Source organism: Streptomyces sp. NBC_01618, from assembly GCF_045209435.1.
Classification (GTDB): Bacteria; Actinomycetota; Actinomycetes; order Streptomycetales; family Streptomycetaceae; genus Streptomyces.
Genome location: NZ_CP109297.1, coordinates 2,683,753 through 2,700,773 on the forward strand (window position 1 = coordinate 2,683,753; position 17,021 = coordinate 2,700,773).

The following is a 17,021-nucleotide window of genomic DNA, read 5'->3' on the forward strand; positions in this document are numbered from 1 at the left end:
TGGCGTCTTCAGAGGTGGCGGCGTCGGTCGGCGACGTGTCGGTCGTACTCTTCGCGGGCTTTCACGGCCGACGGCCGGGTGGCCGTTTCGGCTACGGGAACATCCCACCACGCCTGTGCCGGAGGCGGGCCCGACACTGTGTCTGCCGTTTCGGTCTCGACGTAGACACAAGTGGGACGGTCCGCGGCGCGCGCCTCGGCGAGGGCTTCGCGCAGGTCACGCACGGTCTTGGCGCGCAGTACCCGCATCCCGAGCGAACCGGCGTTGGCCGCGAGGTCGACGGGGAGCGGAGGGCCGGTGAACGTGCCGTCCGCGGCGCGGTGACGGTAGGCGGTGCCGAAGCGTTCGCCGCCGACCGTCTCGGAGAGAGAGCCGATGGACGCATAGCCGTGGTTCTGGAGGACGACCAGCTTCACGGGGAGTTCCTGCTGCACCGCGGTGACGATCTCGGTGGGATTCATCAGATACGTGCCGTCGCCGACGAGGGCCCAGACGGGGCGGCCGGGGGCGGCCAGCTGGACCCCGATCGCGGCCGGGATCTCGTAGCCCATGCAGGAGTACCCGTACTCGACGTGGTACTGGTGCGGGGAACGGGCCCGCCAGAGTTTGTGCAGGTCGCCGGGGAGCGACCCGGCCGCGTTGATCAGGATGTCGTCCTCGGTGACGAGTGCGTCGAGCAGGCCGAGGACCTGGGCCTGGGTGGGGCGGGCGTGCGGGTCGTCGGCGGTGAACGCGGCGGTGACACGCTGCTCCCATTTCTCCTTGGCCTCGGTGTACTCGGTCTCGTAGGCGGGGTCGACGCGGTGGTTGCGTGCGGCGAGCGCGGCGGTGAGGGCTTCGAGGGCGGTGCGGGCGTCGGCGACGAGCGGCAGCGCGCCGAGCTTGTGGGCGTCGAAGCCGGTGATGTTGACGTTGAGGAAGCGGACGGCCGGGTTCGAGAAGAGCGTGGCGGAGGCGGTGGTGAAGTCGGAGTAGCGGGTGCCGATGCCGATCACCAGGTCGGCGGTGCGGGCCAGTTCGTCGGCGGTCGCGGTGCCGGTGTGGCCGATGCCGCCGACGTCGGCGGGGTGGTCGTGGCGCAGGGAGCCCTTGCCGGCCTGGGTGGAGGCGACGGGGATACGGGTCGCGGCGGCGAACGCGGCGAGGGTCTCCTCCGCCGCGCTGTGGTGGACGCCGCCGCCCGCCACGATCAGCGGCCGGCGGGCGCCACGCACGGCCCGTACCGCTCGGTCGACCTCGTGCGGATCGGGGGCGGGGCGGCGTACGTACCAGACGCGCTCGGCGAAGAACTCCTGCGGCCAGTCGTACGCCTGGGCCTGTACGTCCTGCGGCAGCGCGAGGGTGACGGCGCCGGTCTCCGCCGGGTCGGTAAGGGTCCGCATCGCCTGGAGGGCTGCCGGGATCAGGGCCTCGGGGCGGGTGATCCGGTCGAAGTAGCGGGAGACGGGGCGCAGACAGTCGTTGACCGAGATGTCGCCCGCCGCCGGGACTTCGAGCTGCTGGAGCACGGGGTCGGCGGGCCGGGTCGCGAAGGTGTCCCCGGGCAGGAGGAGGACGGGGAGGCGGTTGATGGTGGCGAGGGCCGCGCCGGTGACGAGGTTGGTGGCGCCGGGGCCGATGGACGTGGTGACCGCGTGCGCGGAGAGCCGCCCGGACTGGCGGGCGTAGCCGACGGCCGCGTGCACCATGGCCTGTTCGTTGCGGCCCTGGAGGTAGGGCATGGCGCGGCCGGACTCGACGAGCGCCTGACCGACTCCGGCGACGTTGCCGTGGCCGAAGATGCCCCAGGTGGCGCCGATCAGCCGCTGCCGTCGGCCGTCGCGCTCGGTGTACTGGCGGGTCAGGAAGGACACCAGGGCCTGGGCGGTGGTCAGGCGGCGGGTACTCATGCGGGTGCCTCCGTCCCGTACAGCGGGAGTCTGGGGTCCACCGGCTGGGTGGGCCAGGTGTCGCGGATCCAGCTGTGGTCGGGGTGGTCGGTGATCAGCCACTCCCGCTGCTCCCCCGGGCCCGCCATCACGTTGAGGTAGTACAGGGTGCGGCCGGGGGCGGCGATGGACGGGCCGTGCCAGCCGTCGGGGACGAGGACCGCGTCGCCGTTGCGGACCTCGGCGAGGACGTCCGTACCGCCGGCCCGGGACGGCGACACCCGGTGGTAGCCGAGGCCGTCGTCCGCCACCTCGAAGTAGTAGATCTCCTCCAGCACGGATTCGACGCCGGGGCGGTGCTCGTCGTGTTTGTGCGGCGGGTAGGACGACCAGTTGCCGCCGGGGGTGAGGACCTCGACGGCGATCAGCCGGTCGCACTCGAAGGTGTCGGCGGCGGCGAAGTTGTTGACCTGGCGGGAGCAGTTCCCGGAGCCGCGCAGCTCGACGGGTACCTCCGGCGCGGGGCGGTAGCGAGCGGGGAGTCGTCGCTCGCACTTCGCTCCTGCCAGGGCGAAGCGGCCTCCTGCGCCGGAGGCGATCTGTGCATGGGCGTCACGCGGTACGTAGGCGAAGTCGGATACCCCGCTGAACACGCTTTCCCGGCCCAGCAGTTCAAAGATCTCACCTGAGGTGTGCACCGTACAGCCACCGGTCAACGGCAGAACGATCCACTCGCTCTCCCCGGTGACGAGCGTGTGAACTCCACCCGGCTCCAGCTCCAGCACGCGCAGGCCCGACCGGTCCCATCCGGCGCGCTCCGGACCGATGTCGAGGGCGTAGGGGCCGCGCGCCGTGGATCCCGCGCGGACGTGGTACCGCGGTTCTTCGTACGTCGTCATACCCATCCCCTACCCGATACCCGGTCCCCACCCGTTCCTCTCGGCTCCAGCAGCGAGACGGCCGTGTCGACGGCCGCTGCCACCTTCCCGTCGGCCGGGTAGAGCAGCGAACGCCCCACCACCAGGCCCTGGACCGTGGGCAGTCGCAGCGCCGTGCGCCACCTCTCGAACGCGCCGTCCAGGTCGTCGCCCACCTCGCCGCCCAGCAGCACGGCGGGCAGCGTCGAGGCCGCCATCACCCGGGCCATGTCGCCGGGGTTCTCGGTGACGGGCACCTTGAGCCAGGTGTACGCGGACGTCCCGGCCAGCCCCGAAGCGATGGCGATCGAGGTGGTGACCGCCTCCGCACCGAGGTCGTTGCGGACGTGGCCGTCCATGCGGCGGCAGAGGAACGGCTCGACAAAGACCGGCAGCCGGTACGCGGCCATGGCGTCGATGGCCCGGGCGGTGGCGTGCATGGTGTCGAGCGAGCCGGGGTCGTCGTAGTCGATGCGCAGGAGCAGCTTGCCCGCGTCGAAGCGGAGCCGGTCGAGGTCCTCGGGGCGGTGGCCGGTGAAGCGGTCGTCGAGTTCGAAGGCGGCGCCCGCGAGCCCGCCGCGGTTCATCGAGCCGATGACGACCTTGTTCTCCAACGCGCCGAGCAGCAGCAGGTCGTCGAGGATGTCGGCGGTGGCGAGGACGCCGTCGACGCCGGGGCGGGAGAGGGCGAGGCAGAGCCGTTCCAGGAGCTCGAAGCGGTTGGCCATGGCCAGTTCGCGGTCGCCGACGGCGAGGGAGCCGCGGGCCGGATGGTCCGCCGCGATGATCATCAGGCGTCCGCCGTCGCCGACGAGGGGTCGTCTGCGGCGGTGCGCGGCGGCCTCGGCGACGGCCTCGGGGTGGCGCATGCGCAGCTGGACGAGTTCGGAGACCGAGGAGGCCGGGGGCGTCATGGGGTGGCTCCGGTGGGGCGGGAGGTGACGGCGCCTGCGGTCAGGGCCGCTTCGACTTCGTACGGGAACGGCATGGCGGACGAGCAGGCGAGCCGGGAGGCGACGATCGCACCGGCGGCGTTGGCGTACCGCATGACGCGTTCGGTCTCCCAGCCGGCGAGGAGCCCGTGGCAGAGCGCCCCGCCGAAGGCGTCCCCGGCGCCGAGGCCGTTGACCACCTCGACCGGCAGCGGCGGCACATCGGCCACCGTGCCGTCGCGGTGGACGGCGAGGACGCCCTTGGGGCCCCGTTTGACGACGGCCAGTTCGACGCCCGCGGCGATCAGGGCGCGGGCGGCCGCGTACGGTTCGCGCTCGCCGGTCGCGATCTCGCACTCGTCGAGGTTTCCGACGGCGACGGTGGCGTGGGCGAGGGCCTCGCGGTAGCGGGCAGTCGGGGTGGCGGTGGTGGAGTCTGCGGTCGGGGAGCCGGAGGTGGTGAAGCCGGAGGTGGTGAAGCCGGCCGTCGCGGAGCCGGCCGTCGCGGAGCCGGCCGTCGTAGAGCCGGCCGTCGCGGAGCCGGCCGTCGCGGAGCCGGCCGTCGTAGAGCCGGCCGTCGCGGAGCCGGCCGTCGCGGAGCCGGCCGTCGTAGAGCCGGCCGTCGCGGAGCCGGCCGTCGCGGAGCCGGCCGTCGTAGAGCCGGCCGTCGCGGAGCCGGCCGTCGTGGAGCCGGCGGTGGTGGAGCCGGCGGTCGCGGTGGCGGCGGTCGGGTCGGTGGGGCCGGCGTCCCAGAACATCGGGCGCCAGTCGAGGTCGAAGACGGTGATGCCGTTCCGGTCGCGGGCGCGGAGTGCGGCGAGGGTCGACTCGCGGCTCGGTTCGGCGCACAGCCCGGTGCCCGTCATCCAGAAGACCCGGGCGGAGCGGACCGCGTCGAGGTCCAGCTCCCACACGTGGATCTCCAGGTCGGGAGCCTTGGGCAGGCGGTAGAAGTAGAGCGGGAAGTCGTCGGGCGGGAAGATCTCGCAGAAGGTGACCGGCGTCGGATACGCGTCGACGGGCGTCACCCAACGGTCGTCCACCCCGAACTCCCGCAACTGCTGGTGGAGATACTCGCCGAACGCGTCCCGGCCGGTACGGGTCACCACCGCGGTCCGCCGGCCAAGCCGGGCCGCCGCGACGGCGACATTGGTGGGCGAGCCGCCGAGGAACTTCCCGAAGGTGTCGACCCGGGCCAGAGGTCGACCGGTCTGCAGGGGGTAGAGATCCACACCGATCCGGCCCATGGTGATCACGTCGTACAGCTCAGGCATCTGCGTCCCTTCGACCGGCGACCGGGCGGCTGTCCCCAGGTCTAGCCCTCCCCCGCACCTCTGTCAACGCTTTGTCCGGACATACGGACGAATCATTGACACGATTCCTCGGGGCCGGAAGGCTGGGCGGCATGACCTCCTCCGCAGCGGCTCCGGCCCGTATCCGCATCGGTTCGGCACCCGATTCGTGGGGGGTGTGGTTCCCCGACGATCCGCGGCAAGTGCCCTGGCAGCGCTTCCTCGACGAGGTCTCCGCGGCGGGTTACGAGTGGATCGAGCTCGGTCCGTACGGTTACCTCCCGACCGACCCGGCCCGTCTCACCGACGAGACCCGCCGCCGCGGACTCACGGTCTCGGCCGGGACCGTCTTCACCGGATTGCACCACGGCCCCGGCGTCTGGGACCGGACCTGGGCGCATGTCGCCGATATCGCGGCACTCACCCGGGCGATGGGCGCCGGGCATCTGGTGGTCATCCCGTCGTTCTGGCGCGACGACAGGACCGGCGAGCTCCTGGAGGACCGGGAGCTGACCGCGGAGCAGTGGCGCGACCTCACCGCCCTGACGGAACGGCTGGGCCGCGAGGTGCAGGACCGGTTCGGGCTGCGCATCGTCGTCCATCCGCACGCCGACACCCATGTCGACAGCGAGGAGAACGTCGCCCGCTTCCTCGACGCCACCGATCCCGACCTGGTCTCGCTCTGCCTCGACACCGGCCACTACGCCTACTGCGGCGGCGACAGCGTCAAGCTGATCGAGACGTACGGGGAACGGATCGGCTATCTGCACCTCAAGCAGGTAGACCCGGAGATCCTGGCCCAAGTCGTGGCGGACGAGGTGCCGTTCGGGCCCGCCGTGGCGCGCGGCGTGATGTGCGAACCGCCGGGCGGGGTGCCCGCGCTGGAACCCGTGCTCGCCGCCGCCCGCGAGCTGGACGTCGATCTCTTCGCCATCGTCGAGCAGGACATGTACCCGTGCCCGCCCGACAAACCCCTCCCCATCGCCCGTCGCACCCGGGACTTCCTGCGCGGCTGCGGCGGCCCGCACCGGGCTCCGGACACGCCGAGGCGCGCCGGGCAGTGACGTAGCGGCGGTACGCGGTGTTGTCCTCGACGAGAAGCCGGTGCGCGGCCCCGGCCGCGCACCCCACCACGCCGCACGAGGAGCAACTCACCATGATCCGGAAGATGCTGCCGCCCCGCAGGACGGCCGGGGCCCCGGCCCTGGCCGCGGTCGCCCTGGCCGCCGCCCTCGCCGCCGGCCTGGGCGGCTCGACCGCCTCGGCCGACGGGGACAACCCGCCACCACCGCCCGGCTCCAGCCCGGTCTGCGCCTTCTACGACGGCAACGGTCCGACCCTCTACGGCGAGCAGGGCGAGCGGGTCTCCCAGGTGCAGTGCATGCTGGCCAACCGCCACTATCTGCCGTGGTCCGCGGTCGACGGAACGTTCGGACCGCAGACCCTTCTCGCCGTGCAGCGCTTCCAGGCGGACAACCCGCCGCTCAGGCCGAACGGCCTGGTCACCGCGGCGACCTGGTCGGCACTCTGGCACGCGGGGCCGAGCCGCGAGACCCCTCTCCCCTATCCGCCGACGTGATCACGGCGCACACCACCTCTCGCCCCTGTCCCCCGTAACCCGTTCGTCACACATGTCCGCGTTACGCGGCTCTTCTGTCACAGGCGTACGACAGCCCCTCCCCGGGACTCGCTCCCTCTCGTTGCACCGGACGCAGGCTGAGTGATCGTCAGCGTCCGCGCCGCGGCTCCTCCGACGGCCTTCCCGGCCGCCGTCGCGGCGCAGAGAGGTGACACTTGATGACGGACAGAAGGCTCTGGTCCTACAAGGACATTGCGGCGCACATCCGGGTGCGGCCGGACACCGTCCGCTCGTACCGAAAACACGGGCACCTCCCGACACCCGACCATGTGGAGAACGGCAAGCCCTACTGGTACGCGGACACCATCCGCGCCTGGGTCGCCTCAAGACCCGGCAATCGAGGACGCCGGGGCTGACACCCGTGTCCCCGTACGGCGAGCGCACCCAGGAATCCGCCCGCCGTGCGGGGCTTCTTCTTGCCCGGCTGCGCATGACCAGACCGGTGAGTGCACCGGCGCCGGACTGCACCTGTGGCGCCACCCGCGCGCACCGGCACCGTCCGACCGCACCGACACCCACCCGAACCACCGGGGCGCTCGTACCCCCTGGGGGTATAGTCTGAAGAGTGTCGAGGGACACCGGGTCTTCCGGGCCCCTGCCGTCACACCCTTCTGCGCTCATCGAAGAGGAGAACACCATGACCGCCGAGACCCAGCTCCCCCAGGCCACCGGCTCCTGCTGCTCGCCGAGCGGCTCCTGCCACGGCAGCACGGACAGCGGTGACGGGGCGGGCGCGGTGACCACCGTCTACCAGGTGTCCGGCATGACCTGCGGCCACTGCGAAGGTGCCGTCTCCGAGGAGATCTCCGGCATCGAGGGTGTCACCTCGGTGAAGGCCGTCGCCTCCACCGGCCAGGTGACGGTCGTCTCCCGGACCCCGCTGGCCGAGGACGCGGTGCGCGCCGCGGTGGACGAGGCCGGTTACGAGCTCGTCGGCCGGGCCTGAACACCATCGGGACCCACCCACCAAACCCGGAAACATCGAAGTACCCCGCACCACCCCCTTTTGCCGCCGGGCCGGACCGACCAGCAGATACTGGTGGGGTACGGCCCGGCAGGCGTTTCAGGAGTACGGACATGCACAGCGCGACAGAGGCCGAGAGCCCGGCGGCGGAAAGTTCACGGGCGGAACTCACGATCGGCGGGATGACCTGCGCCTCCTGCGCGGCCCGCGTCGAGAAGAAGCTCAACCGGATGGACGGCGTCACCGCCAGCGTCAACTACGCGACCGAGAAGGCCCGCGTCTCCTTCGGTCCGGGGACCGGCCTGGCGGATCTGATCGCCACGGTCGAGAAGACCGGTTACACGGCGCAGCCCGTACGCCGCCCCGATCCCGCACCGCCCGCCGGGGCGCGGACCGCGCCCGCCGCGCCCGTGGCCACCGTCGAAGACGCCCCCGAGAGCAGCGCCGAAACCGGAGCGGGCACCGGGAGAGAACCCGCCGAACCCCGGACCGACGACGGCAGCACCGAACCCGAGACCGAAGCCGGCGACCCCGCCGAGCGACGCGCCGCCGTCGCGCTCGCCTCGCTGCGTCAGCGCCTGATCGTCTCGGCCGTCCTCGCCGCACCCGTCGTCGTGCTCGCGATGGTCCCGGCGCTGCAGTTCGACAACTGGCAGTGGCTCTCCCTCACCCTCGCCGCGCCCGTCGTGGTCTGGGGCGGGCTGCCCATCCACCGCGCCACCTGGGCCAACCTCCGGCACGGCGCGGCCACCATGGACACCCTGGTCTCGGTCGGCACCCTCGCCGCCTTCGGCTGGTCCCTGTGGGCGCTTTTCTTCGGCGACGCGGGCATGACCGGAATGCGGCACGGCTTCGACTTCACCGTGTCCCGCGACGGGGCCTCCTCCACCATCTATCTGGAGGTCGCCGCCGGTGTCATCACCTTCATCCTGCTGGGCCGCTACCTGGAGGCGAAGTCCAAGCGGAAGGCCGGTTCCGCCCTGCGGGCGCTGATGCACCTGGGCGCGAAGGACGTCACCGTCCTCAGGGCCGGTACGGAGGTACGCGTCCCCGTCGGCCGGCTCACCGTCGGCGACCGCTTCGTCGTCCGCCCCGGCGAGAAGATCGCCACGGACGGCACGGTCGTGGCAGGCGCGTCGGCCGTGGACGCCTCCATGCTCACCGGTGAGTCCGTCCCCGTCGATGTGGGCGTCGGTGACTGGGTCACCGGGGCCACGCTCAACGCGGGCGGCCGGCTCGTCGTCGAGGCGACCCGGGTCGGCGCCGACACCCAGCTGGCCCGGATGGCGAAGCTCGTCGAGGACGCGCAGAACGGCAAGGCCGAGGTGCAGCGCCTCGCGGACCGGATCTCCGCGGTGTTCGTCCCCGTGGTGCTGGTGTTGGCGCTGGCCACGCTGGTCGGATGGCTGTTGGTCACGGACGACGTGACGGCCGCGTTCACCGCCGCCGTCGCCGTGCTGATCATCGCCTGCCCGTGCGCCCTGGGCCTCGCCACCCCGACCGCCCTGATGGTCGGCACGGGACGCGGCGCCCAGCTCGGCATCCTGATCAAGGGCCCCGAGGTCCTGGAGACCACCCGCCGCGTCGACACGATCGTCCTCGACAAGACCGGCACGGTCACCACCGGCCGGATGACCCTCCTGGACGTACACACGGCCGACGGCACCGACGAGAACGACGTACTGCGGCTCGCAGGCGCCCTGGAACACGCCTCCGAACACCCCATCGCACGGGCCGTCGCCACCGGAGCCGCCGAACGCACCGGCCACCCCCTCCCCACCCCCGAGGACTTCACCAACGTCGCGGGCCTCGGCGTCCAGGGGGTCGTCGAGGGCCACGCCGTCCTCGTCGGCCGTGAGCAGTTGCTCGCCGACGCGGGCATCGCCGTCCCCGAGGCCCTGTCCGAAGCCGTGGCGGACGCGGCGGCCCTGGGCCGTACGGCGATCGCGGTCGCCTGGGACGGCGAGGCGCGGGCGGTTCTCGCCGTCGCCGACGCGGTCAAGGAGTCCAGCGCGGACGCCGTCGCCGAACTGCGCGCGCTCGGCCTCCATCCCGTCCTGCTGACCGGCGACAACCGAGCCGTGGCGGAGGCCGTGGCCCACGCCGTCGGGATCGACGAGGTCCACGCCGAGGTCCTGCCCGAGGAGAAGGTCCACGTCATCGAGCGGCTCCGGGCCCGGGGGCGCTCCGTCGCCATGGTCGGTGACGGGGTCAACGACGCGGCCGCCCTGGCCACCGCCGATCTGGGCCTGGCGATGGGAACTGGTACGGATGCCGCGATCGAGGCCGGCGATCTCACCCTCGTTCGTGGAGATCTCAAGGTGGCGGTTGATGCGATCAGGCTCTCCCGGCGCACCCTGACCACCATCAAGGGCAACCTCTTCTGGGCATTCGGCTATAACGTTGCTGCCCTGCCCCTTGCGGCATTCGGCCTGCTCAACCCTATGATTGCCGGAGCGGCGATGGCGTTCTCATCGGTCTTCGTCGTGACGAACAGCCTGCGGTTGCGCACCTTCACGTAACTTCCACAAAGAGATTTAGATCACACCGGTTTCAGGGTAACCATTCGGTGGGTTCGCGAGTCTAAGAGTGCGATGCCAAGGATGTCTTGGGGGACGTCCGTCGAAGTGTCTTGGGGGATGCTTCGGGCAAGCGTTGGCCGGGGCACGTGCACCGGGGAGCTTTGAGCGGCCCTCCCGTGCGTACGTACCCCGGCAGACCGCACCGGAAGTACAAGTGAAGAGGGCGTAGCGCGCCCAGGAGCTTCGGCTCCCACAGACGCCCGGCCGGATCCCGTGGGGGGAATCCGCTCCGGGATATGGGAAGCGCCTCGCTGTCGACCCGTGGGGGGATCGATGGCGGGGCGCTTCTCGCTGCCCGTGCCCCTGGGGTCTTTCGTTTCATGCAAATCGCCCCGGACACCGCGCTCTGTGCGAAAGCGCGGTACACGGGGCGAAGACAACCGGCCGGGCGGCCGGGGTGGTGCGGGGTCGGTACGAGGCTCAGCGGCTCTCGACCGGGACGAAGTCGCGCAGGACCTCGCCGGTGTAGATCTGGCGCGGGCGGCCGATGCGGGAACCCGGCTCCTTGATCATCTCGTGCCACTGGGCGATCCAGCCGGGGAGCCGGCCGATCGCGAAGAGCACGGTGAACATCTCGGTCGGGAAGCCCATGGCCCGGTAGATCAGCCCCGTGTAGAAGTCCACGTTGGGGTAGAGGTTGCGGGAGACGAAGTACTCGTCGGAGAGCGCGTGCTCCTCCAGCTTCAGCGCGATGTCGAGCAGCTCGTCGGACTTGCCGAGCGCGGACAGCACGTCGTGCGCCGCGGCCTTGATGATCTTGGCGCGCGGGTCGAAGGACTTGTAGACGCGGTGGCCGAAGCCCATCAGCCGGACGCCGTCCTCCTTGTTCTTCACCTTGCGGATGAAGGAGTCGACATCGCCGCCGTTGGCCTGGATGCCTTCGAGCATCTCCAGCACCGACTGGTTGGCGCCACCGTGCAGCGGGCCCCACAGCGCCGAGATACCGGCGGAGATCGAGGCGAACATGTTCGCCTGCGAGGAGCCGACCAGACGCACGGTGGAGGTCGAACAGTTCTGCTCGTGGTCCGCGTGCAGGATGAGCAGCTTGTCGAGCGCGGAGACGACGACCGGGTCCAGGTCGTACTCCTGGGCGGGGACCGAGAAGGTCATGCGCAGGAAGTTCTCGACGTACCCGAGGTCGTTGCGCGGGTAGACGAACGGGTGGCCGATCGACTTCTTGTACGCGTACGCCGCGATCGTCGGCAGCTTGGCCAGCAGCCGGATCGTCGAGAGGTGGCGCTGCTCCTCGTCGAACGGGTTGTGGCTGTCCTGGTAGAACGTGGACAGCGCGCTGACGACCGAGGACAGCATGGCCATCGGGTGGGCGTCGCGCGGGAAGCCGTCGAAGAACCGCTTGACGTCCTCGTGCAGCAGCGTGTGCTGAGTGATCTCGTTCTTGAAGGCCGACAGCTCGTCGACCTTGGGAAGCTCGCCGTTGATGAGCGTGTACGCGACCTCGAGGAACGTCGAGCGCTCGGCGAGCTGCTCGATGGGGTAGCCGCGGTAGCGCAGAATGCCCTGCTCACCGTCGAGGTAGGTGATGGCGGATTTGTAGGCGGCGGTGTTGCCATATCCGCTGTCCAGCGTTACCAGACCCGTATTGGCCCGGAGCTTCCCGATGTCGAAGCCCTTGTCGCCGACGGTGCTGTCGATCACCGGGTAGGTGTACTCGCCGTCGCCGTACCGCAGTACTACAGAGTTGTCGCTCACGTCATCCCTCACCGACGTAGTGCCTCTTCTTCGAGGTTCCCTGACTGTCTCCACCCTCCCCCATTTGGCTCAGGAGAGTGCACTCGGGGTCGTCCATTGGACCTACTCGCGGCACTGAGTGCCGCGAGCTTACTCATCCTGCCCCCTCGGTTCCGGTTCCGGAAGGGCTCCGTGATGTTTCCCACCGTTTTGATCGATCATTTTTTCGGCGGATCCTCCGCCCGCACCCCCGGACAGCCGATAATCCAGCGCCGTACAGCGTCTGCCTGCGGAAACCGTGCGGACGGCCTGGCCGATCGCCTGCCGCGACCCGACCAGTACGACAAGCTTCTTGGCCCTGGTAACGGCGGTGTACAGGAGGTTCCGCTGAAGCATCATCCAGGCGCTCCTGGTGACGGGGATGACGACGGCGGGGTACTCGCTGCCCTGGGAGCGGTGGATCGTCATGGCGTACGCGTGGGCCAGCTCGTCCAGCTCGTCGAAGTCGTAACCGATCTCCTCGTCCTCGTCCGTGAGGACGGTCAGCCGCTGTTCGTCCAGGTCGAGGGCGGTGACGACGCCGACCGTGCCGTTGAAGACACCGTTCTCCCCCTTGTCGTAGTTGTTACGGATCTGGGTTACCTTGTCGCCGACCCGGAAGACCCGGCCGCCCACCCGCTTCTCCGGGAGGTCGGGGCGGCCCGGGGTGATGGCCTGCTGGAGCAGCCCGTTGAGCGCGCCCGCGCCGGCCGGGCCGCGGTGCATGGGGGCGAGGACCTGGACATCACGCCGGGGATCGAGGCCGAACTTGGCCGGGATACGACGGGCGGCGACGTCCACCGCGAGAACGCCCGCCTGCTCCGTCTCGTCCTCGACGAAGAGGAAGAAGTCGTCCAGGCCCTGGGTGAGCGGCGGCGTCCCGGTGTTGATGCGGTGGGCGTTGGTGACGACGCCGGACTTCTGGGCCTGCCGGAAGATCGTCGTCAGCCGGACCGCCGGAACGGGGCCGCCCTCGGCCAGCAGATCGCGCAGCACCTCCCCCGCGCCGACCGACGGCAGCTGGTCGACGTCCCCGACGAGCAGCAGATGGGCACCGGGGGCCACGGCCTTGAACAGCTTGTTGGCGAGCAGCAGATCGAGCATCGACGCCTCGTCGACGACGACCAGATCGGCGTCCAGCGGCCGGTCCCGGTCGTAGGCCGCGTCCCCGCCCGGCTTGAGTTCGAGCAGCCGGTGCACGGTGGACGCCTCGGCCCCGGTCAGCTCGGAGAGCCGCTTGGCCGCCCGCCCGGTGGGCGCGGCCAGCACGACCTTGGCGCGTTTGGCGCGGGCGAGTTCGACCACGGAGCGGACGGTGAACGACTTCCCGCAGCCGGGCCCACCGGTCAGCACGGCGACCTTACGGCTGAGCGCGAGCCGGACGGCGGCCTCCTGCTCGGGGGCCAGCGTCGCCCCCGTACGGCCCGCGAGCCAGGTCAGCGCCTTGGCCCAGTCGACGTCCTGGAAGGCCGGCATCCGGTCCTCGGGCGTCCGCAGCAGCCGCTGCACCTGCGCGGCGAGCGCGACCTCGGCGCGGTGGAACGGCACGAGATACACGGCGGTGACCGGCTCACCGCCCTCGGGCGACGGCACCTTCTCCCGTACAACACCCTCCGGATCCTCGGCCAGTTCGGCGAGGCACTCGATGACCAGCCCCGTATCGACCTGGAGGAGCTTCACGCCGTCGGCGATCAGCCGCTCCTCGGGGAGGAAGCAGTGCCCCTGGTCGGTGGATTGCGACAGTGCGTACTGCAGCCCGGCCTTGACCCGCTCCGGGCTGTCGTGCGGGATGCCGACCGCCTGGGCGATCTTGTCGGCGGTGAGGAAGCCGATGCCCCAGACGTCGGCGGCCAGCCGGTAGGGCTGGTTCTTCACGACGGAGATCGAGGCGTCCTCGTACTTCTTGTAGATACGGACGGCGATGGAGGTGGAGACCCCGACCCCCTGGAGGAAGACCATCACCTCCTTGATCGCCTTCTGTTCCTCCCAGGCGGCGGCGATCATCTTCGTCCGCTTCGGCCCGAGCCCCGGCACCTCGACCAGCCGCTTCGGCTGCTGCTCGATGATGTCGAGGGTGTCGACCCCGAAGTGGGTGGTGATCCGGTCCGCCATGACCGGGCCGATGCCCTTGATCAGCCCGGAGCCGAGATAGCGGCGGATGCCCTGGATGGTGGCGGGCAGCACGGTCGTGTAGTTCTCCACCGTGAACTGCTTGCCGTACTGGGAATGCGAACTCCAGCGCCCCTCCATCCGCAGCGACTCACCGACCTGCGCCCCCAGCAGCGAGCCGACCACCGTGAGCAGATCACCACCGCCCCGCCCGGTGTCGACGCGTGCGACGGTGTACCCGTTCTCCTCGTTGGCGTACGTGATGCGCTCAAGCACACCTTCGAGGACGGCCATGTTGGACATGTTCCGACGGTATCGGTTCCCAATGACAACGCGTTCCCGGCCTCGGAGGCCGCCCGTTTCCAGTGGTGACGGCGCCTGAGCAGCGGCGCTTCGGCCCAGCCGGCCATGGCCTCATCTGTCGGTGATCCCGGAGAGCCATGCCGTGTCCTCCGGGCCCGGCGCTCCGGGGCCGGGCGCGGGCAGTCGGCGGACCTCGCCCGTTCGCAGGGCGACCGTGGCCCGTGGCCGCATCGGCCCGTCGCCCCTGCGTGAGAGCAGGACGAGTTCCCAGACTGTCGCCGTCATGGTGTCGAGCCGGGTGGCACAGTCGGCGGTGACTCGCCGCGGATCCCGGGTCCGGCCCAGGGACAGATGTGGGGTGAAGTTCTTGGCGGGCCCGCTGCAGCGCGGGAACCGCTGCTGCAGCAGGCGGTGCAGGTGGGCCCACGGCGCCTGGCCGGCTGCCGTCGGGTCGAGCCACACGGTGAAGTACGCCCGGTGCCGGAAGGTGCGCACCCCGTCCAGCCGGGCGGTGAAGACCGGCGTCTCGGCCGTCGCTGCGGCGAGCAGCGGGGCGGCCCGCTCGAAGTCGGACTCCGGCACGAAGCCGAAGAGCACATTGACGTGCGGCGGCCACCGGTGGATCTGCGGATCGTAATCCCGGCGGATGTCCTGGATCGGCGGCCACAGCTCCGCAGGCGGGATCCAGGCCACCGCTGTGCGGGCCGTCGGGGGCACGTCGAGGACGTCAACGGGATCGCCCCTGCCGGAGCTCGTATCGAAGCTCAAATCCGCTTGCGGGTCCCGCACCCGGCCGGCGCCCGACGCGTCGATGCGGTCCACGCCCGTGGCCCGGTCCCAGACCACCTCGCCGTCCGCCTCGATGAACACCACCCGGTGCCACGGGATGTCGCCCCCGGGCACGAATGAAGACAGCGGGATGCGTTTGCAGGCATCCCCGCGCTGGCTGATCCCCAGCACGAACCGGGCCGGATCGAACCGCGGATCCCAGCGGACCCGGTGATAGATCTCGTCGCTGGTTCGCATCACGCCTCCTCGCCCACTCACGCCGCGACCGGCCGGACCGCCGCTTCAGTGCGGCTTCACCTACTCCACCTTCACCACATCCGGCACGTCGGGCAGCTTCTCCCGGCCGGTCAGGAGTGCCTCCGCCGACGTGTCGCCCATGAGGTACCGGCGGAAGAAGGCGACGGTGCAGCCCGTGGCGATCCGGCGCCGGGTGGCCTCGTCGAGCCCCTGGTACGTGATCCGCTCAAGCACCCCTTCGAGGACGGCCATGTCGGACATGGACCGACGCTCCCGGCTCGCACCGACAGTCCCGGCCCGGCCCCCTCCGCACGCGCGGCCCTCAGACCCCCGTCCGGCCGTCGATGCGCTCGCGGATGAGGTCGGCGTGCCCGCAGTGGCGGGCGTACTCACCGATCATGTGCGTGTAGATCCAACGCAGGGTGACCTGCCCGCCCATGAACGGGCTGGTGTCGTCGAGCGACCGGGCGGCGCAGTTCGCCCTGGCCCGCTCCACCTCGGACTGCCATATCGACAGCGCCGTGTCGTAGCCGGCCCCCTCGGCGAGATCGAACCCGCCGTCGGTGGCCGACGGGTCGGCGTCAGGGGTGAAGATCGGCGGCGCGTCCTCCTGGACCAGGACCCGGCGGAACCAATTCCGCTCGACCTCCGCCATGTGCTGGACGAGACCGAGCAGGCTGATCGGCGAGGGCTCCACGGATGCCTCACGCAACCGCTCGTCGTCGAGCCCCTCGCACTTCTGGGCAAGGGTGGTGCGGTAGAAGTCCAGCCAACTCGTCAGCGACATCCGCTCGTCGGCGTCCAGGGGCGGCATGGTGCGTTCGGTGGTGTTCATGGAGCAAAAGCCTGCCACGAGGATCTGACAACAACGGTGATCACCGGGGCTGCCGCCCTGCGGCCCGCGTCGTCGGACCACCCAGGGCCGCTTCGAGCGCACTCCCGACCACCCGCAGAAGCTACAACCGGCCGGTCTCCCGGGCACCTTGAAATAATTCATTCACGCACGCCGCCGGGCAGGTCCAATGATGTGCGCATGGCACTGAAGGAGACACTGGAGCGCGTGGACGCCGACCTCGCCGCAGGACGCGTACCCCTGGCGCGCCAACGGCTGCGCGGACTGGTCTCGTCCTACCCGCACCACCCCGGCCTGCGCCGATGCCTGGCCGACATCTACCGGCGGTACGGCGACCCGGCCGAGGCCGGCCGGTGGACGTACCTCGAAGAGGACAGGCTCCCGGAAGAGGTCGCCGCGTTTGAGAAGAGGTACAGCGACCCCGTACGGCGCATGCGCGCCCTGGCCTGGCAAGGCCAGGAATCGGCGGCCGACTCCCCCTTTGTCGAGCAGCAGTTGGCGGCCGTGCGGACCGCCGCCTCCAAGGCCCTCGGCCAGCCGGTCACCTGGGACACGCTCGCTGAGGTACGGGGTGACGCGCCGGAGGCGGGTTCGTTCCGTCAATCCTTGGCGGCCGTGGGCTGCGCGCTCCTGGCGATCGTGTTCGCTGCGATCTGGGTGAACGGGTTCCTCGACCTCTTCCGCTGACGGCGAGTGCCTCGACTTCGCCCGTGGCTACGCCACCCCTCTGTCCGCGACAGCAAGGCACCCCCGGACCCCGCGCGACACCGCCCCGTCGGCCGTCATCCAATCCCGTACGGTTCGACCC

14 protein-coding genes and 1 pseudogene are annotated in these 17,021 nt (G+C 70.7%); 6 read left to right on the top strand and 9 right to left on the bottom strand.

What is annotated here, in order from left to right:
- Nucleotides 1–8 precede the first annotated feature (8 nt).
- From iolD to iolC, 4 genes are read right to left on the bottom strand one after another with little or no spacing between them, the layout of a single operon-like run.
- Complete coding sequence (iolD, locus tag OH735_RS12610; protein WP_406381527.1) at nt 9–1,889, bottom strand: 3D-(3,5/4)-trihydroxycyclohexane-1,2-dione acylhydrolase (decyclizing); 1,881 nt, start codon at nt 1,887–1,889, stop codon at nt 9–11.
- Complete coding sequence (gene iolB, locus OH735_RS12615) at nt 1,886–2,767, bottom strand: 5-deoxy-glucuronate isomerase (RefSeq protein WP_406381529.1); 882 nt, start codon at nt 2,765–2,767, stop codon at nt 1,886–1,888. Before iolB ends, iolD begins: the two co-directional genes overlap by 4 nt.
- Complete coding sequence (locus tag OH735_RS12620) at nt 2,764–3,699, bottom strand: deoxyribose-phosphate aldolase (RefSeq protein WP_406381530.1); 936 nt, start codon at nt 3,697–3,699, stop codon at nt 2,764–2,766. The genes iolB and OH735_RS12620 overlap by 4 nt, the downstream gene beginning before the upstream one ends.
- Complete coding sequence (iolC, locus tag OH735_RS12625) at nt 3,696–4,991, bottom strand: 5-dehydro-2-deoxygluconokinase (protein ID WP_406381531.1); 1,296 nt, start codon at nt 4,989–4,991, stop codon at nt 3,696–3,698. Before iolC ends, OH735_RS12620 begins: the two co-directional genes overlap by 4 nt.
- A gap of 131 nt (nt 4,992–5,122) precedes the next feature.
- Between iolC and OH735_RS12630 the strand changes: the two genes are divergently transcribed.
- The 5 genes from OH735_RS12630 to OH735_RS12650 all read left to right on the top strand — a co-directional run bounded on the left by OH735_RS12630 (nt 5,123) and on the right by OH735_RS12650 (nt 10,134).
- Nucleotides 5,123–6,073 carry a sugar phosphate isomerase/epimerase family protein gene (locus OH735_RS12630; protein ID WP_406381533.1) on the top strand — a complete coding sequence of 317 codons (951 nt, stop codon included), beginning with the start codon at nt 5,123–5,125 and terminating at the stop codon, nt 6,071–6,073.
- A gap of 92 nt (nt 6,074–6,165) precedes the next feature.
- Nucleotides 6,166–6,588, top strand: coding sequence for a peptidoglycan-binding protein (locus tag OH735_RS12635; protein WP_406381534.1), 423 nt, complete (start codon nt 6,166–6,168; stop codon nt 6,586–6,588).
- A gap of 218 nt (nt 6,589–6,806) precedes the next feature.
- Entirely contained in the window at nt 6,807–7,004 is a 198-nt protein-coding gene (locus OH735_RS12640; protein ID WP_406381536.1) for a helix-turn-helix transcriptional regulator, read from the top strand.
- Nucleotides 7,005–7,285: 281 nt separating this feature from the next.
- Nucleotides 7,286–7,594, top strand: a complete 309-nt coding sequence (locus OH735_RS12645; protein ID WP_266746274.1) for a heavy-metal-associated domain-containing protein — start codon at nt 7,286–7,288, stop codon at nt 7,592–7,594.
- A gap of 131 nt (nt 7,595–7,725) precedes the next feature.
- Nucleotides 7,726–10,134 (top strand): heavy metal translocating P-type ATPase, encoded by a 2,409-nt coding sequence (locus OH735_RS12650; protein ID WP_406381537.1) that lies wholly within the window; start codon nt 7,726–7,728, stop codon nt 10,132–10,134.
- Between the two features lie 480 nt (nt 10,135–10,614).
- Here the strand turns inward: OH735_RS12650 and OH735_RS12655 are convergent, their stop codons facing one another.
- From OH735_RS12655 to OH735_RS12675, 5 genes and pseudogenes are all read right to left on the bottom strand, one after another.
- Entirely contained in the window at nt 10,615–11,904 is a 1,290-nt protein-coding gene (locus OH735_RS12655) for a citrate synthase (RefSeq protein ID WP_283851652.1), read from the bottom strand.
- A gap of 129 nt (nt 11,905–12,033) precedes the next feature.
- Complete coding sequence (locus tag OH735_RS12660; RefSeq protein ID WP_406381539.1) at nt 12,034–14,334, bottom strand: ATP-dependent RecD-like DNA helicase; 2,301 nt, start codon at nt 14,332–14,334, stop codon at nt 12,034–12,036.
- Nucleotides 14,335–14,472: 138 nt separating this feature from the next.
- Nucleotides 14,473–15,360: pseudogene (locus tag OH735_RS12665) on the bottom strand (RNA repair domain-containing protein); the annotation flags it as partial.
- Nucleotides 15,361–15,420: 60 nt separating this feature from the next.
- Nucleotides 15,421–15,621, bottom strand: coding sequence for a hypothetical protein (locus OH735_RS12670; RefSeq protein ID WP_406381541.1), 201 nt, complete (start codon nt 15,619–15,621; stop codon nt 15,421–15,423).
- A 61-nt stretch (nt 15,622–15,682) separates the two neighbouring features.
- Nucleotides 15,683–16,195, bottom strand: coding sequence for a DinB family protein (locus OH735_RS12675; protein ID WP_406381543.1), 513 nt, complete (start codon nt 16,193–16,195; stop codon nt 15,683–15,685).
- 198 nt (nt 16,196–16,393) lie between these two features.
- Here OH735_RS12675 and OH735_RS12680 point away from each other — a divergent pair, with 198 nt between their 5' ends.
- Nucleotides 16,394–16,900 (top strand): DUF6584 family protein, encoded by a 507-nt coding sequence (locus OH735_RS12680; protein WP_406381545.1) that lies wholly within the window; start codon nt 16,394–16,396, stop codon nt 16,898–16,900.
- Nucleotides 16,901–17,021: the final 121 nt, after the last annotated feature.

Bases quoted from the DNA above. Each gene is read 5' to 3' on its own strand.
- iolC (WP_406381531.1), bottom strand. From the start codon at position 4,991: ATGCCTGAGCTGTACGACGTGATCACCATGGGCCGGATCGGTGTGGAT.
- iolD (WP_406381527.1), bottom strand. From the start codon at position 1,889: ATGAGTACCCGCCGCCTGACCACCGCCCAGGCCCTGGTGTCCTTCCTG.
- OH735_RS12660 (WP_406381539.1), bottom strand. From the start codon at position 14,334: ATGTCCAACATGGCCGTCCTCGAAGGTGTGCTTGAGCGCATCACGTAC.
- OH735_RS12650 (WP_406381537.1), top strand. From the start codon at position 7,726: ATGCACAGCGCGACAGAGGCCGAGAGCCCGGCGGCGGAAAGTTCACGG.
- iolB (WP_406381529.1), bottom strand. From the start codon at position 2,767: ATGACGACGTACGAAGAACCGCGGTACCACGTCCGCGCGGGATCCACG.
- OH735_RS12640 (WP_406381536.1), top strand. From the start codon at position 6,807: ATGACGGACAGAAGGCTCTGGTCCTACAAGGACATTGCGGCGCACATC.
- OH735_RS12620 (WP_406381530.1), bottom strand. From the start codon at position 3,699: ATGACGCCCCCGGCCTCCTCGGTCTCCGAACTCGTCCAGCTGCGCATG.
- OH735_RS12670 (WP_406381541.1), bottom strand. From the start codon at position 15,621: ATGTCCGACATGGCCGTCCTCGAAGGGGTGCTTGAGCGGATCACGTAC.
- OH735_RS12680 (WP_406381545.1), top strand. From the start codon at position 16,394: ATGGCACTGAAGGAGACACTGGAGCGCGTGGACGCCGACCTCGCCGCA.
- OH735_RS12645 (WP_266746274.1), top strand. From the start codon at position 7,286: ATGACCGCCGAGACCCAGCTCCCCCAGGCCACCGGCTCCTGCTGCTCG.
- OH735_RS12675 (WP_406381543.1), bottom strand. From the start codon at position 16,195: ATGAACACCACCGAACGCACCATGCCGCCCCTGGACGCCGACGAGCGG.
- OH735_RS12630 (WP_406381533.1), top strand. From the start codon at position 5,123: ATGACCTCCTCCGCAGCGGCTCCGGCCCGTATCCGCATCGGTTCGGCA.
- OH735_RS12635 (WP_406381534.1), top strand. From the start codon at position 6,166: ATGATCCGGAAGATGCTGCCGCCCCGCAGGACGGCCGGGGCCCCGGCC.